The 15898-nt window shown below is 53.4% G+C and carries 18 protein-coding genes; 8 read left to right on the plus strand and 10 right to left on the minus strand.

Annotated elements, in window-relative coordinates; all coding sequences use genetic code 11:
- Entirely contained in the window at window positions 1-420 is a 420-nt protein-coding gene (locus IM267_RS01035; RefSeq protein WP_063866815.1) for a translesion error-prone DNA polymerase V autoproteolytic subunit, read from the minus strand.
- 326 nt (window positions 421-746) lie between these two features.
- On the opposite strand from IM267_RS01035, the gene IM267_RS01040 reads away from it, so the two are divergent.
- On the plus strand, window positions 747-986 hold the full coding sequence (locus IM267_RS01040) for a DinI family protein (protein WP_006808847.1): 240 nt from the start codon (window positions 747-749) through the stop codon (window positions 984-986).
- Window positions 987-1174: 188 nt separating this feature from the next.
- Here the strand turns inward: IM267_RS01040 and IM267_RS01045 are convergent, their stop codons facing one another.
- Entirely contained in the window at window positions 1175-1978 is an 804-nt protein-coding gene (locus IM267_RS01045; RefSeq protein WP_107535272.1) for a DUF6694 family lipoprotein, read from the minus strand.
- Between the two features lie 139 nt (window positions 1979-2117).
- Entirely contained in the window at window positions 2118-4151 is a 2034-nt protein-coding gene (gene dcp, locus IM267_RS01050; RefSeq protein ID WP_193032504.1) for a peptidyl-dipeptidase Dcp, read from the minus strand.
- Window positions 4152-4294: 143 nt separating this feature from the next.
- Between dcp and ydfG the strand changes: the two genes are divergently transcribed.
- Together ydfG and IM267_RS01060 are read left to right on the plus strand one after the other, a co-directional pair.
- Window positions 4295-5041 (plus strand): bifunctional NADP-dependent 3-hydroxy acid dehydrogenase/3-hydroxypropionate dehydrogenase YdfG, encoded by a 747-nt coding sequence (gene ydfG / locus IM267_RS01055; protein ID WP_063866818.1) that lies wholly within the window; start codon window positions 4295-4297, stop codon window positions 5039-5041.
- 90 nt (window positions 5042-5131) lie between these two features.
- Window positions 5132-5818, plus strand: coding sequence for a GntR family transcriptional regulator (locus tag IM267_RS01060; RefSeq protein ID WP_063866819.1), 687 nt, complete (start codon window positions 5132-5134; stop codon window positions 5816-5818).
- Between the two features lie 35 nt (window positions 5819-5853).
- Here the strand turns inward: IM267_RS01060 and IM267_RS01065 are convergent, their stop codons facing one another.
- Window positions 5854-6285, minus strand: coding sequence for a universal stress protein (locus IM267_RS01065; RefSeq protein WP_107535270.1), 432 nt, complete (start codon window positions 6283-6285; stop codon window positions 5854-5856).
- A 287-nt stretch (window positions 6286-6572) separates the two neighbouring features.
- On the opposite strand from IM267_RS01065, the gene ydfZ reads away from it, so the two are divergent.
- Window positions 6573-6776: a putative selenium delivery protein YdfZ gene (gene ydfZ, locus IM267_RS01070; protein WP_063451453.1), complete on the plus strand. Its 204-nt coding sequence runs from the start codon at window positions 6573-6575 to the stop codon at window positions 6774-6776.
- A gap of 44 nt (window positions 6777-6820) precedes the next feature.
- On the opposite strand, the gene IM267_RS01075 is transcribed toward ydfZ, so the two are convergent.
- The 5 genes from IM267_RS01075 to IM267_RS01095 form a co-directional block, all read right to left on the minus strand.
- Window positions 6821-8284, minus strand: coding sequence for a mannitol dehydrogenase family protein (locus IM267_RS01075; protein WP_193032505.1), 1464 nt, complete (start codon window positions 8282-8284; stop codon window positions 6821-6823).
- Between the two features lie 223 nt (window positions 8285-8507).
- Window positions 8508-9887, minus strand: coding sequence for an MFS transporter (locus tag IM267_RS01080; RefSeq protein ID WP_063866821.1), 1380 nt, complete (start codon window positions 9885-9887; stop codon window positions 8508-8510).
- Window positions 9888-9959: 72 nt separating this feature from the next.
- Window positions 9960-10979 (minus strand): Zn-dependent oxidoreductase, encoded by a 1020-nt coding sequence (locus IM267_RS01085; protein ID WP_193032540.1) that lies wholly within the window; start codon window positions 10977-10979, stop codon window positions 9960-9962.
- A 14-nt stretch (window positions 10980-10993) separates the two neighbouring features.
- Window positions 10994-12208, minus strand: coding sequence for a D-mannonate dehydratase ManD (manD, locus tag IM267_RS01090; protein ID WP_193032506.1), 1215 nt, complete (start codon window positions 12206-12208; stop codon window positions 10994-10996).
- A gap of 110 nt (window positions 12209-12318) precedes the next feature.
- Window positions 12319-12645: a YnfA family protein gene (locus tag IM267_RS01095; RefSeq protein WP_063451458.1), complete on the minus strand. Its 327-nt coding sequence runs from the start codon at window positions 12643-12645 to the stop codon at window positions 12319-12321.
- Between the two features lie 150 nt (window positions 12646-12795).
- On the opposite strand from IM267_RS01095, the gene IM267_RS01100 reads away from it, so the two are divergent.
- Together IM267_RS01100 and speG are read left to right on the plus strand one after the other, a co-directional pair.
- Window positions 12796-13134 carry a DUF1283 family protein gene (locus IM267_RS01100; protein WP_063451459.1) on the plus strand — a complete coding sequence of 113 codons (339 nt, stop codon included), beginning with the start codon at window positions 12796-12798 and terminating at the stop codon, window positions 13132-13134.
- Window positions 13134-13694 carry a spermidine N1-acetyltransferase gene (speG, locus tag IM267_RS01105; protein ID WP_063451460.1) on the plus strand — a complete coding sequence of 187 codons (561 nt, stop codon included), beginning with the start codon at window positions 13134-13136 and terminating at the stop codon, window positions 13692-13694. The genes IM267_RS01100 and speG overlap by 1 nt, the downstream gene beginning before the upstream one ends.
- Before the next feature lie 17 nt (window positions 13695-13711).
- On the opposite strand, the gene IM267_RS01110 is transcribed toward speG, so the two are convergent.
- A complete protein-coding gene (locus IM267_RS01110; protein WP_193032507.1) occupies window positions 13712-14422 on the minus strand; it encodes a YnfC family lipoprotein in 711 nt (236 codons plus the stop codon).
- 191 nt (window positions 14423-14613) lie between these two features.
- On the opposite strand from IM267_RS01110, the gene IM267_RS01115 reads away from it, so the two are divergent.
- The gene (locus IM267_RS01115) at window positions 14614-15468 is read left to right on the plus strand and encodes a benzoate transporter (protein WP_193032508.1); all 855 of its coding nucleotides are present in this window, start codon (window positions 14614-14616) and stop codon (window positions 15466-15468) included.
- A gap of 102 nt (window positions 15469-15570) precedes the next feature.
- The gene (locus tag IM267_RS01120) at window positions 15571-15876 is read left to right on the plus strand and encodes a DUF1161 domain-containing protein (RefSeq protein WP_193032509.1); all 306 of its coding nucleotides are present in this window, start codon (window positions 15571-15573) and stop codon (window positions 15874-15876) included.
- Window positions 15877-15898 lie beyond the last annotated feature (22 nt).

Raw genomic sequence — 15898 nt, forward strand, 5'->3', positions numbered from 1 at the left:
TCAGCTGGCCGATTTAACAATAAAAGTGACCACGCCGAAGACGTCCAGCGTGTCTTCACTGCCAACGATAATCGGCGAATAAGCGCTGTTCATCGGATTGAGTTGAACATGAGGCCGCAGTTGCAGGCGCTTAACGGTAAATTCCCCTTCTACCGCGGCGATAACAATATCTCCGTGCTCGGCCGTTCGGGAACTATCGACCACCAGCAAATCGCCGTCGCTTATTCCCCCTTCAATCATCGAATCACCCGCGGCTTTAACGAAATATGTCGAGCTGGGGTGGGCAACCAGAAGTTCATTAAGATCAATGCGCTGCTCCACATAGTCGGCAGCCGGGCTTGGGAATCCGCACTGAACTAAATCGCTGAAAAGTGGAAGCGCGACAATCTCACGCAGTTCTGTAGGTCTGATAAATTCCATTACGCATACCTCTACTACTGTTTTTATATACAGTAGTTTTGTTTTGAAGCGCACGCAAGCCAGCTGAACCGTAGCGACTGTTTAAACCTTCACCGTTTCGTTTGTAAGTTTCTCTCTGGCTTCAAATTATAGTTTTTGTAAATTTTACGATTAAACGCTTCGACTGCTCGTTTTAAACGCTAAATGAATAGATTGTCATCAACTCAGACAAAATGAAGAGCGGCATGGCATTTCTTTAGCCAGAATGCTGTTTGACTGTACCCATATACAGTAGTATTTTTACGTGCAGGCAGAATCGCACAATTAATATTCATAGGGAAAAAATAATGTTTGTTGAACTGGTTTATGACAAGCGAAACGTACAGGGGCTGGAGGGAGCCAGGGAGATAATTCTGGCTGAACTGACAAAACGTGTGCACCGGATTTTTCCTGATGCCAGCGTGACGGTTAAGCCGATGCAGGCGAACGGCCTGAATAGCGATGCCAGCAAAAGCGACCGGGAAAAGCTGAACCGTATGCTTGAGGAGATGTTTGAAGAGTCGGACATGTGGCTGACGCAAGAGTAACCAGCGTTTAGCGACAGGGAAACCGCTATGGCATATGGCCAGGTTTCCCTCTCATCGACGTACAATAAACGCAGGGCAGGTGTTTATTAATATTGCTTCATTGTGTTGACTGGCGCCCTTTCTGACCAGTCAGGCTTTTCACCAGACATAAAAAAACCCGCCAAAGCGGGTTAAGTAGTGGTGACAGCTCAAAGGTATTTTTTCTTTAAATCTTCAAGCCTGCTGTTATCTTGCTCTGTAAAACCAGATGCATCAAACAGCGCCTCTTTATCTGCACCATTCACTCTCGTTACCGTAACTGTGAAGACGGCGTCAGCTGGAGCATCAACCTGACCCCATTCAGAGAACTTATTCGGAGCCAAAGCCCAGGTAGCTTCTTCATTCGGTTCCAGCCCACCAGCAATTTCGTAGTTGAAATCTTTTTCCAGCCACGGGACTGAGCGTCCATCACTGGCTATAACCCCATGGAAGAACACCCGGGAAATCGCTTTATCAGTATTGTTTTTCACAACAAGTTTAATTACAGGCTGTGGTTTGCCGTACTCCTCAGGCTCCAGGGTAAATCGAGATGATAAAACCTGCACTTTTTTTAGCTCTTCTTTGGCCTTTCCGGAGTCAGCTTTTTTCTGTTCCAGCTCTTTGATTTCCTGAAGCGCCTGCTCTTTCTGCTTGAGTTCTCGCTCGGCAGTTACTTGCTGAGCATAAGAGATGATTTCCTCAGCTGTTTTGCCAGACAAAGGTTCGCGCATCTTCTTACTTAAGTCTTCTTTGTCACTCTCTGAAGATGCATGCATTAGGTCAGCCATATTGATGTTACTAAAAGCGACAACTTTTAAGGCACTATCAAATTCCTCCCGTTTATTCTCCGGAAGTGACTCTCTGACTTTTGCTATTGATGATTTCATTGCGTCATCAGTTGATGAATCAATTTTGGGTTTATCGCACCCAGCAAGTAGGCAAGAGAGTAATAAAACGCCAATAATTTTTTTCATGTCCCTATTCCATCAGTAAATATTCGGAACAATCCTATCAGGAATTAACTCAACGACAAAACATGCATAACGAGCATTAATGTGATTTCGCGGCATTCCAGCTAAGGCCGCCCGGTTCTGTTTCCACCCTAAAAAGCCCTTAAGCACTTAATCCACGGTTCTCCAGCATCGGTTCAATCTTCGGATCGTGCCCACGCCAGTTCCGGTAAAGTTCAGCTAAATCAGTACTATTTCCGCGCGACAAAATCGCCTCGCGGAATGTCTGTCCGTTTTCGCGCGTCAAACCGCCCTGCTCGACAAACCACTGGTAGCCATCGTCCGCCAGCATCTGCGTCCACAGGTAGGCGTAATACCCCGCCGCGTAGCCGCCGCCGAAGATATGGGCGAAATAGCTGCTGCGATAGCGCGGCGGTACGGCAGGAAGATCCAGCCCCTCTTTTTTCAACGCGGCGGCTTCAAAGGCTTCCACGTCCTCAACCGGCGCCTGAATGCCGTGCCAGTTCATATCCAGCAGCGCGGCGCTCAGCAGCTCCGTCATGTCATAACCCTTGTTAAACTGGGTCGCGTTGAGCATTTTTTCCCGCAGCGCATCCGGCATCGGCTCGCCGGTTTGGTAGTGACGGGCAAAGTGTGCAAACACCTGCGGATGGCTGGCCCAGTGTTCATTGATTTGCGACGGGAATTCAACAAAATCACGCGGCGTGTTGGTGCCAGAAAGCGTGGCATAGCGCTGGCTGGCAAACAGGCCATGCAGCGTGTGGCCAAACTCGTGGAACAGGGTAATCACATCGTCCCAGGAGATCAGCGCGGTCTGCCCGTTAGCCGGTTTTTGATAGTTGCAGACGTTATAAATCACCGGACGCGCGGCAAACTCGTAAGATTGCTCAACGAAATTTCCCATCCAGGCGCCGCCTGCTTTGGAATCACGCGCGAAGAAGTCGCCGTAGAACAGCGCCATGCCTTCACCCGTATGATCGAAAATCTCCCACACGCGCACGTCCGGGTGATAGACCGGGATATCGAAACGCTCGACAAAGCGAATGCCGAACAGCTGCGTGGCGGTCCAGAATACGCCATCCTCCAGTACGGTATTAAGCGCGAAATAGGGTTTAATCTGCGATTCGTCCAGCGCATATTTCGCTGAGCGCACGTGTTCGGCATAAAACGCCCAGTCCCAGGCCTGCACCGAAAAACCGCCCTGCTCGTCGTCAATAACCTTCTGAATATCTGCCTGCTCCAGCGCGGCCCTGTTGCGCGCCGCAGGAACTATCCCGCGCATGAATTCGAGCGCAGCATCCGGCGTTTTCGCCATCTGGTCGGCAATGCTCCAGCTGGCATAGTTTTCAAAACCGAGCAGCTGCGCCTGCCTTGCCCGTAATGCGGTAAGCCGACGGATCAGGTCGCGCGTATCGTTTTCGTCGCCTTTCTGAGTGCGTTCCCAGCCCGCATTAAACAGCTTTTTCCGCGTCTCGCGCTGCGTGAGTGCTGCCAGCGCGGGCTGTTGCGTGGTATTCAAAAGCGGGATCAGCCAGCGATCCGTCAGCCCTTTTTCTGCGGCAGCGTGAGCGGCGGCGTCTCTCTCCTCCGCGCTGAGCCCGTCAAGATGTTGAACATCGTCCACCACCAGCCCGCCCGCCTTGTTTGCAGCCAGCAGGCGCTGGTTGAACTGGCTGGTCAGGGTGGCGGCTTCGGTATTCAGGGCTTTCAGCTCGGCTTTTTCATCGGCGTTCAGTCGCGCGCCCGCCAGAACAAAGTGCTGATAGGTCTCCTCTGTCAGCCGACGGGATTCAGCATCCAGCGTGTCGCGATCCTGCCAGACGGCTTCCACGCGGGCGAAAAGCGTATCGTTTAGCCAGATATCGTTCGCCAGCCCGGCCAGTTCGGTAGAGAACTGCTCGTCCAGCGCCTGGAGATCATCGTTGGTGTGTGCGGACGTCATGGCGAAGAACACGCTGCTAACGCGCGACAGCATGGCCCCGCTCTTTTCCAGCGCCAGCACGGTGTTATCGAAATCCGGCGCGGCGCGCTGCGCGATAATCGCGTCAATGTCAGCACGCTTGAGGCGCATTGCTTCATCAAACGCTGGGCGATAGTGGCTGTCTTCTATCACATCAAAACGCGGGGCCTGATAAGGCAGCAGGCTCACGTCAAAGAAAGGGTTGTTGACCGACATCGTTTACTCCTGAGCACGGTATTTCTCACCAGAGTAGGCCAGCCTGCCCCGGCCTGCAATGACGTCATACAAATGTTGCCTTAACGACCCGCCCGAGAGCGTGCTATGGTAGTACAACACAAAAAGCGTTGAGGAACAGTGAGATGATTATTTTAGTTACCGGGGCGACGGCAGGTTTTGGTGAAAGCATCACGCGTCGCTTCGTCGCCAACGGACACAAGGTGATTGCAACGGGTCGTCGTCAGGAGCGTTTGCAGGAGCTGAAAGACGATCTGGGCGACAGCATCCTGACCGCGCAGCTGGACGTGCGCAACCGTGCCGCCATTGAAGAGATGATTGCAAACCTGCCTGCCGAATGGCGTGACATCGACGTGCTGGTCAATAACGCCGGCCTGGCGCTGGGCATGGAGCCTGCCCACAAAGCCAGCGTGGAAGACTGGGAAAACATGATCGACACCAACAACAAAGGCCTGGTGTACATGACCCGCGCCGTGCTGCCGGGCATGGTTGAACGTAATCGTGGTCATATCATTAATATCGGTTCCACCGCAGGCAGCTGGCCTTACGCGGGCGGCAACGTCTATGGCGCAACCAAGGCCTTTGTACGCCAGTTCAGCCTGAACCTGCGCACCGACCTGCACGGTACCGCCATCCGCGTGACCGACGTTGAGCCGGGCCTGGTAGGCGGAACGGAATTCTCCAACGTGCGCTTCAAGGGTGACGACGCGAAAGCGGATAAAACCTATGAAAATGCAAATGCGCTGACGCCGGAAGATATCACCGAAACCGTCTGGTGGGTCGCGACGCTGCCGAAGCATGTCAACATCAATACTGTTGAGATGATGCCCGTCAGCCAGACCTATGCCGGACTCAGCGTACATCGCGGGTAATTCACCCTTCCCGGCCTGCGGGCCGGGTATGTGATGACGGGTAAAAGAATGGTAGTATGTTCAGGTTAACTCTCTGAGAAATCACAACCCATGGCCGCTGAATCGCAACTTAATCCTACCCAGCCCGTTAATCAGCAAATTTATCGCATCTTACGCCGTGATATTGTTCGCTGCCTGATCCCGCCGGGAACGCCGCTCTCAGAAAAAGAGGTTTCGGTACGTTTTGACGTTTCCCGTCAGCCCGTGCGCGAGGCGTTTATTAAGCTTGCAGAAAACGGCCTTATTCAGATCCGCCCTCAGCGCGGCAGCTACGTGAATAAAATTTCGCTTTCGCAGGTGCGTAACGGCTGTTTTGTTCGCCAGGCCATCGAGTGTGCCGTTGTGCGCCGCGCCGCGTCGCTCATCAACGACAACCAGTGTTACCAGCTGGAGCAAAACCTGCATCAGCAGCGCATTGCTATCGATCGCAAACAGTTAAACGACTTTTTCCAGCTGGACGATGAGTTTCACCAGAAACTGGCGCAGATTGCCGAGTGCCAGCTCGCGTGGGATACCGTCGAAAACATCAAGGCCACCATCGACCGCGTGCGATATATGAGCCTCGACCACGTGTCTCCGCCAGAAATGCTGCTGCGCCAGCATCACGATATTTTCAGCGCGCTGGAAAAACGCGACGCGGAAGCCGTAGATAAAGCAATGACGCTTCACCTCCAGGAAATTAGCGAGTCGGTTCAGTTAATTCGTCAGGAAAACAGCGAGTGGTTTAGCGAAGAATAAAACCTCGCCGCCCCCTTTCGGTTGCGGCGAAGCAATTAGCGAACCACTAATACCGGAATAGTGGCGTAGCGCAGGATAGTTTCAGCATTCGAACCCAGCAGATGCGTTGTGATACTCGGATTTTTCGATCCGATAACGATAACATCATATTTCCCCTCTTTGCTGAGCTTGATGATTTCATCCCGTACGTTGCCGAAGCGTACTTCACAGTCAATATTGTCCGGGGACATATCAAAGAGCCGTTTCAGCGCTTTCATTTTCTTATCAGACTCGGCGGTCATATACTCTTCGAATTTCTTAATATCGGCATTGAACCCCCGCAGTAACGAACGGCTGCTGTTAGGAAGAATGTTGACCAGGGTGATGGTCGCGCCTTCCGTCTTCGCGAGGTTGGCCGCATGGCGTACCGCTTTGTCGCTCAAGTCCATTTCAAACACGTCAACAGGCATCAAAATTTTCTTATACATAAGCCTGACTCCTTTTCCAGTGAAGGGTTATTTTCTGCTTCCAGAATGGCATTGCGGAGATAAACAAAGCCTAAACACTTGCATCCTGAAATTATCAATTAAGGAAAATAACTGTCCGCTTTGTAAAGCGGTGTCCTGAACCGTCAACGCCATCATGAAATAAGAAAAAAGTGTGAGCTTGATCAAAAGCAAATAATTTCGTTTAAGAGAGGCGTATTAATAGTGCCCCGTGAACGGCAGTCGTTGAATTAGCGCCGTAACGGATAAGTGAGAGAGGAGAAAATACCATGATGACATACGACCGTAACCGAAATGCAATCACCACCGGCAGCCGCGTCATGATTAGCGGCACAGGCCAGTTCGGCGTGATTAAAGCGATCCACAGCGACGGTCTTAATGCCGAGCAGGTGCGTCGTAATAAAACGGTTGAAGTGGACGGATGCGAAGGTAAGTTCGAACCGATTGAGCTGATTCGCCTGGGGATGCACTAAGCCGTGCCCCGACATGCCGCCGCGAACGGCGGCATGTCATAGCGTTAAAGCTGAGCGGCGTACTCCGCAACCGTAGCCTTCGCGCCTTTTTGCAGCAACATCTGATAGGCCTGCATGACCGCCGCCACAAACACCGCGTCCTTCGGCAGCTCGTTACCGAAAATAGACTCAATGCCCAACAGCGCATTAACGCGGCTTTCCCCTTCAGGGCTACCGTTTACCGCCGCCTGAATCACCGCCAGCTGCGGATCGCTCACCTCAATCGCGTTACCCTGCTCATCCACACCGCCGACATAACGCATCCAGCCCGCCACGCCCAGGGCCAGCAGCGGGAAAGGCTTCTGGTGGACAAGGTGCCAGCGCACGGAATCGAGCATGCGCTGCGGCAATTTCTGGCTGCCGTCCATGGCGATCTGCCAGGTGCGGTGGCGCAGTGCCGGATTGCTGTAGCGCGCGATCAGCTGGTCGGCATAACGACCTAAATCCACGCCTTTCACTTTCAGCGTCGGCGCCTGCTCTTTCAGCATCAGCGCATGCGCGGCGATACGGTAATGTTCATCTTCCATGCAGTCATTAATGTGCTGATAACCGGCCAGGTAGCCAAGATAGGCCAGGAACGAGTGGCTGCCGTTAAGCATTCTCAGCTTCATCTCTTCAAACGGAATGACATCAGAAACCAGTTCCGCACCGGCCTTTTCCCACTCAGGACGGCCTGCAACGAAATTGTCTTCAATCACCCACTGGCGGAACGGCTCGCAGGCCACGCCTGCCGGATCGCGTACGCCAGTCAGCTGCTCGATTTTATCCAGCGTGTCGGCCGTGACGGCGGGTACAATACGATCCACCATGGTTGACGGGAAGGTGACGTTCGCTTCGATCCAGTCTGCCAGTTTGCCATCAACAGCGCGCGCGTAGGCACAGGTCACATTGCGCATCACGTGGCCGTTCTCCGGCATGTTATCGCAGGACATCACGCTGAATGCCGGTAGCCCCGCCGCCTTGCGACGCGCCAGCGCTTCCACCACCACGCCCGGTGCAGATTTTGGCTGATGCGGGTTTTGCAGGTCTGCAACGATTAACGGATGATCGAGCATCAGTTGTCCGGTTGCCGGGGAGTGGCAATACCCTTTCTCGGTGATAGTGAGCGACACAATGGCAACCTGCGGCTCGCACAGGGCCGCCAGCACGGTTTCCAGCCCGTCGACCTGCGCATGGAGCGCGGTTTTAACGACGCCGACCACGCGTGCCGTCCAGGCATCGGCAGACATTTCTGCCACGGTATAAAGATTATCCTGTGCCTTCAGATCGGCGATCTGCTGTTCGCCGCCAATCAGGTTAACTTCGCAGTAACCCCAGTCGCTGCCCTGTTCTGCGGCGAGTATGTCGGTGTACACCGCCTGGTGCGCGCGGTGAAACGCGCCAAATCCTAAATGAACAATGCGTGCCTTAAGGCTGCTGCGATCGTACTGCGGACGCGTTGCCTTCGCCTGTAATAACCGGTTTTCCATGATTGAGACTCGTTAATTAATGAAAGCTGTGATTCGCTGCCGCTTGCTTAACAAAGCGGCAGCGCCTGCTGACTACACCAACTAGAATGGCAGCCGGAGTCAAAAAACGCTGCCATTAACCATACTGATACGTCGTTTTCAGATCTTGATTTACATTAACTTTTCGCCATGTGGTGTGACATCAGATAAAAGTTGTGTGACAGGTAGCGCAAGATGTAAACCATTAGCGACGGGAAGAGAGCGCGCCGTAGGCTACCGACCCCTTATGAGACGCTTCTGCCGCATCTTCCGCTTCACTCAGATCGCGATCGCGCACTTCCGGCATCAGCAAAGCGGAGAGCAACCCAATCAGCGAGTACGCCACCAGCATCGCCACAATCGGCCACCAGGACCCGGTCATGTTGCAGAAGATCCCCGCCAGCACCGGACCAAAGCCTACGGCCACCAGCCCACCCGCCTCTTTCGAGATCGCCATGCGGGTAAAGCGGTTCCGCGAACCAAACATCTCTGCCATGGTGATGTTTTCCAGCGCAAACAGCCCGAGCACCGCAAAGTTATGAATAACGATGATAGAGAGCATGATCACGCCCGGCGCGTAACTTTTATCGACGATGATCGACAGCATCGGATAAGCCAGTATGATGGCTGAAATATTAAGGAGGATATACGGCAGACGGCGCCCCACTTTATCGGACAGCCAGCCCAGCAGCGGGATGGTGAGGAAGCCGAGAATCGAACTGATCATCAGCGCATCGGTTGGGATCGCCTTATCAAACAACAGCGTCTGCACCAGATACCCGGCAAGAAACGTCTGAATCAGACCTGAGTTCCCGGCCTGACCAAAGCGCAGCCCCGTCGCCAGCCAGAACGATTTGCTCTTAAACATCGCGCCTAATGAGGTATCCTGCGCCGCCGCCGGCGCAACGGTTTCGGCGTCGTTAACCTTCTCAAACACCGGACTCTCTTTAAGGTTCATACGCAGCCAGATGGCGAAGATCATCACCACGACGCTGGCGAGGAACGGCACGCGCCAGCCCCAGGCAATAAGCTCTTCACGATCGAGGGCAAAGAACATGACGGCCCAGATCGCCGTGGCGCTCAGCGTTCCGCAGTTGGTTCCCATGGCGACCAGCGAGGAGATGATGCCGCGTTTCCCCTTCGGCGCGTACTCCGCCAGCATGGTCCCTGCGCCGGAGATTTCCGCCCCCGCGCCCAGCCCCTGAATAATACGCAGCGTCACCAGCAGCACCGGTGCGAAAATCCCGATCTGTGCGTAGGTTGGCAATACGCCAATTAAGGTGGTGCAGATCCCCATCATGGTGATGGTGATAAACAGCACCTTTTTACGGCCAATTCTGTCCCCCATTCTGCCGAAGATAAATGCCCCGACGATACGCGCGATGTAGCCAGCGCCGTAGGTCCCCATCGCCAGGATCAGCGCCATGGCCGCAGACTGTTCAGGGAAGAAGATTTCATGGAACACCAGCGCGGCGCCAAGGGAGTAGAGCTGGAAATCCATAAACTCCAGGGCGGTGCCCAGCCAGCCAGATACGGCGGCCTTCACCAGGTCTGACGTACTTCTTTGAGGTTGTGCTTGAGTCATAATGGCTATCTCTGAAAGGTAAGATGCGTACCACTTAGAGCCTGTCTTCGCAGGCTCTTAACCGCGTGATTTTTATTGGTCGAACGTGAGCAAGACTTTGCAGCACTGCCGCTGATCTTTTTCAAACAGTTCGATGGCGTCTGTAACGTGGTGATAGTCAAATGTGTGGGTGACCAGTTTTTCAGGGTCGATCAGCCCTTTTTCCAGCCAGTCGATAACGACCGGGAATTTGTTGGCATTCAGGCGCGACGAGAAAATTGACAGCTCTTTGCCGGTGATCCCCTGCTGCACGATCTGGCTCGGGTCGCTGGAGAAGCCCATCAGCACGATGCGTGCCGCCGGGGAAGCCAGCATAATCGCTTCCTGCAAAATGGAGGGATGACAGGCAGCATCGATGATCAACGTCGGCTTGATCCCTTTTTCATCCAGCGCGGCCTGTAGCGATTGCTCTCCGTTGTTGAAGACCCAGTCTGCACCGCTGCGCTGCGCCATCGCCAGCCGCTCATCAATACGATCCACCACGATGACCTGCTTCACCTTGTAAACGCCCTTCAGCGCCTGCACGGTGACGAGCCCCATTGGGCCTGCACCGTAGATCAGCGCCACGTCCTGTTCGGTGGGTTTCGCCTGCCCCGTGACGTTAGCGGCAATGGTGAAGGGCTCAACCATCACCGCGTGTTTGTCTGGGATCGCAGCCGGAATGTGCCAGGCGTTTTTTGCCGGCACAACGGCGTATTCGCTGAAGCCACCGTCGCGATGGACGCCCAGCACCACCAGCGAGGTGCACACGTTCGGTTTTCCGACGGAACACGGGTAGCAGTGCCCGCAGCTGATCACCGGATCAACCGAGACGCGCTGGCCCAGCCGGGAGCTTTCCACGCCTTCGCCAATCGCGTCTATTTCGCCAAAGAATTCGTGACCAATGACGCGCGGATATTTCGCAAACGGGTTATGCCCGCGATAGATATGGCTGTCAGAACCACAGATCCCGGCCAGCCTGATTTTGACGCGGACTTCCCCTGCGCCCGGCAACGGGAGGGGACGCTCTTCAATCACCAGCGCATTGGGCTGTTGGATCACTACGCTTTTCATCATTCGCTCCTCGTTTACCAGTTCCATAGGGTGCCGTCTTCCAGGCGGGCCACCGGCAGATAGGCCGGATCGTACGGGTATTTCGCCGCCAGCTTCTCGTCGAACTCGATGCCCAGCCCTGGCTTGTCACCCGGGTGCATATAGCCGTTATCAAAGCGCCAGCTGTGCGGGAACACTTCCAGCATCTGCTCTGAGTACCCCATATACTCCTGCACGCCGAAATTCGGTACCCACAGGTCAAAATGCAGCGCCGCGGCGTGGCAAATCGGCGACAGATCCGACGGGCCGTGTGAACCGGTACGCACCTGATAGAGTGAGGCAAAATCCGCAATACGACGCATCCCGGTGATACCGCCCGCGTGGGTTATGGTGGTGCGGATATAGTCAATGAGCTGCTCTTCAATCAGCTGCTTGCAGTCCCAGATGCTGTTAAACACCTCACCCACGGCAATCGGCGTGACGGTGTGTTGGCGGATAAGGCGGAAACATTCCTGGTTTTCAGCGGGAGTCGGATCTTCCATCCAGAACATGCGGAACTCTTCAATACTCTTGCCGAACCGCGCCGCTTCGATTGGCGTCAAACGGTGGTGCATGTCGTGGAGGAGATGTTCGTTGAAGCCAAACTGGCTACGCACGGCATCAAACAGTTTTGGCGTGAAATCGAGATATTTCTCGGTGGACCACAGCTGCTCGTCTGGCCAGTCGCCTTTGGTTGCAGGCTCATACGCCAGCCCTTTTCCTTTAGACATACCATAGGTGGTTTTCATCCCCGGCACGCCGCACTGCACGCGGATGGCCTTAAAACCCATCTCTTTATGGCGGGCGTAGTCTTCCAGCACGTCATCAATGGTGTGCCCGGTGGTGTGACAATAGACCATCACCCCTTCGCGGGATGCGCCACCCAGCAGCTGGTAGAGCGGCATGTTCGCGGCTTTCGCTTTGATGTCCCACAGCGCCATATCCACGGCGGAAATCGCGGACATGGTGACCGGACCACGGCGCCAGTAGGCCCCTTTATAAAAGAATTGCCAGATATCTTCGATGCGGTGCGCATCGCGGCCAATCAGCTGTGGGCAAAGGTGATCTTTCAGGTAGGAGGCAACGGAAAGTTCACGTCCGTTCAGCGTGGCATCACCCAGGCCGACAATGCCCTGATCGGTCGTGATTTTAAGGGTGACAAAGTTACGCCCCGGGCAGGTGACAAATACTTCAGCCCCGACAATCTTCATAATCCATTTCCTTACATCTTCGTTGTGATGCAGGAAATTTACGCAACTACACTACTACCATACAAGTATAATGATCATAAAATCAGCGGACGATCACATTATAAGGACGCTTATGCGCGTCCCCAGCCGGCCACGATGATCAACATGCCGCACAGGGCAACCACTGCGCCAGCCCAGTCGTACAGGCTTAGCCTGACGCCATCGACAATGCGCAGCCACAGCAGCGCGGTACAGACGTACACCCCGCCGTAGGCCGCGTAAACCCGCCCGCTGGCGGCCGGATGCAGGGTTAGCAGCCAGACGAAAAGGGCCAGCGCCACTCCGGCAGGGATCAGCAGCAGTGCGGAAGCGCCCCGCTTCAGCCAGAGCCACGGCAAAAAGCATCCGATGATTTCACACAGCGCGGTCGCGAAAAAAAGCAGCGTCGTTTTGAACATTTTTCTCGTTTCGTGAGGATTGATTTAGATATCATACGCGATAATGCTCTCATCGTTCCCATACCTGCGGCGCGGGTATGACACCCTTTCGGATTGGTGTAGAATCCAACGGGGTAATCCGATTTTCTGCACCCGTTTAAAGGAAACGCTATGACTACATTAAGCAAACGCCTTTGTCTGACAGCCGCACTGGCGCTGTCCTCGTTCGCCTTTGCCGCAACGGCATCAGCCGAAACCAGCAAGCTCATCATTGAGTCTGGTGACAGCGCGCAAAGCCGTCAGAACGCCGCCATGGACAAAGAACAATGGAATGACACCCGCAGCCTGCGTCAGAAAGTGAATAAACGCGCTGAAAAAGAGTGGGATAAAGAGGATGTGGCGTTTGACGCGCGCGATAAGTGCCAGCAAAGTGCCAACGTCAACGCTTACTGGGAGCCTAACACCCTGCGCTGCCTGGATCGTCGTACTGGCCGCACGGTAGCACCGTAATGTCGAGGCTGTGTGACGTGAAGCTCCGTCCGCTGGAGCGCGAAGATTTACGCTTTGTTCACCAGCTCGACAACAATGCCAGCGTGATGCGCTACTGGTTTGAAGAGCCTTACGAGGCCTTTGTTGAGCTGTCCGATCTTTATGACAAGCATATCCACGACCAGAGCGAACGCCGGTTTGTGGTGGAGTGCGAAGGTGAAAAAGCCGGGCTGGTTGAACTGGTTGAGATCAACCACGTCCACCGTCGGGCGGAATTTCAGATCATTATTTCACCGGAACACCAGGGGAAAGGTCTTGCTTCGCGGGCGGCAAAGCTGGCGATGGATTACGGATTTAACGTCCTGAATCTCTACAAGCTTTACCTGATCGTCGATAAAGAGAACGAAAAAGCGATTCATATCTACCGTAAGCTGGGCTTTATGGTAGAAGGTGAACTGATCCATGAGTTCTTTATTAACGGCGAATACCGTAACACCATCCGCATGTGCATTTTCCAGCATCAGCATCTGGCCGGACATAAGTCCTCCTCTGCCAGCCTGCTTAAACCGACCGCGCAGTAACCTGCGCGGTTTTATTCTCAATAATATTCAATGCTGTTTTTGATGGTGTACTTGCGCTCAACGGCAGGTTTGACGCTGTCGTCGACGATCGCCAGTTCACAGCTCACCGGGTTGTTGTGGCGATCGTACTCGCAACTCTGCTTTACATTGCCCATCGGTTTATCGTTCAACAGGCTTACCGCCGTATAATCCATACGCTTGTGCAGATCTTTCGACGGCGTTGCCTGGACCGATAAACGCTGGTTGCCGGACACCGTGGTTTTACCCAGCGGGTAGCCGTCAGCGTCATACTGATACTTTACTTCCATCTCTTTGCTGTGCGCGGCAACCACAAACCCGTTATCGTCGGTGTCCCACGTCACCCCGGCCGATGGCAGTTCCGCCAGCTGACATTTCCCCTGCAACTTCACCTTCTGCTGCTGGGTTTCAGCATCGACGTAGTAGTTCGCATCCAGCACCAGCGCAACGCCCGTGTTAGCCTCCAGATCGTGCAGTTCAAGCGTATCGAAACACCCTTCCGTCGACATCGTGCCGGTCACGCGTTTGGAGACTTCACCTTTGTCGTTGAACAGCGTCTGGGTAAAATCTTTCACCGGGCCGCGAAGAGGATCAAAGTCAAACTCGTTTGAAAAACTCGCCATCTCCGGCGTAAATGACAGCGGCGCGGTGTTGTTGTCGCATCCCACCAGTACCGTTGCCAGTAGCGTTATCGCTGCGTATTTCTTCACATCATTTACCGTTCAGAGAGAGATACAATCATATTAGCAAATACAGGAACTTACATAACAGCACTTCATCTGCCTCTTTGCGCTGTGTGAATCCCTCATTTGCATTGACGAGCCTTGTCAAAGTGGCTACTTTGAGCGCGCAAGATTCCACACAATTATAAAATCAGATTAATAAATTTCGGGTTAACATCATGATTTACGACTGTTTTTTGTACTATGACGAAGATATGTTGCTCGACATCAGATTACATACGCTCGCTGATGTCGTTGACCGTTTTGTCATAGTTGAAGCAACACACTCTTTTACGGGCATACCGCGAAAGTTGCATTTCGATATGACTAAGTTTGCCAAATTCAAAGACAAAATTATTTACGTGCCTTTTGACGCGCAGCCTATTTTAAACAGTGCAGACAATACCCAGGTTGATGCCTGGGCAAATGAAGCAGCGCTTCGCAACTCCATTATGAACGGATTAAAAGACGCGGCAGACAACGACCTGATTCTGGTGTCAGACGTTGACGAAATTTTCTCTCCCGACACGGTCAGGGCCATTAATCCTCGCGCGCTCTGCACGACTATTCATCAAAACGTATTCAACTATCAGTTTAATCTACAGGTTCACAACACGGATGGCACGCCGAGAAAATGTACGTTGCCCCGCGCGACGTCCTATTACAACCTGAAGCATTTCTTCCACGGTGAGCCTGAATCTTTCAGAAACTGGAAGCGTGCCCGCAAAGATAAAAACTGGTCATGGTTTAAATGGAACTGGTTAAAAATCAATAATAAGATTGTGAAAGATGGCGGCTGGCATTTCTCATGGGTAATGACCCCAGAAAGAATTTCCGAAAAAATGTCTACCATTTCTCACACCGAATACGATCTGCCGGAATTTAATAACCCGGAACATATCATGAAGGTTATCAGCAACGCTGAGGATATCTGGGGACGAGACCGAAAACTGGTCAAGCAAGAGGTATCAAAACGCAACCTGCCTGCTTATCTGGTAGACAATCAGCAGCAGTATTCGCAATTTATTTTATGAAGCAGGCAGGGCTCCAGGACAATTCAGAAAGAGACACACTAAAACAAAAGCTTACCCTAATCCTGCTATGCTTATTATCTACACAGTGAAAAGGAGCTACAGATGAAACGGTTACCCTGGATTACCGCCCTGCTGTTAATGAGTGCTTCACCTGCGATTCTTGCGGCCCCGGACTCCTGCGAGCACGTGAAAAGCGACATTCAGCAGAAGATTATCAACAACGGCGTGCCGGAGTCTGGCTTTACCCTGAACATCGTTCCGAACGATCAGGCCGATCAGCCGGATGCGCAGGTCGTTGGGCATTGTGCCAACGATACCTTCAAAATTCTGTACACCCGTACCAGCAGCGGCAATTACCCGGTAAGCGGGGCGGGAACGCAGGAGAATGCGCCTACTGAGCCGCAATGATTTTGCCACTCAATTCCCCTGA

The organism is Enterobacter cloacae complex sp. P15RS, assembly GCF_014895905.1.
In the GTDB taxonomy this organism is placed as follows: domain Bacteria; phylum Pseudomonadota; class Gammaproteobacteria; order Enterobacterales; family Enterobacteriaceae; genus Enterobacter; species Enterobacter quasihormaechei.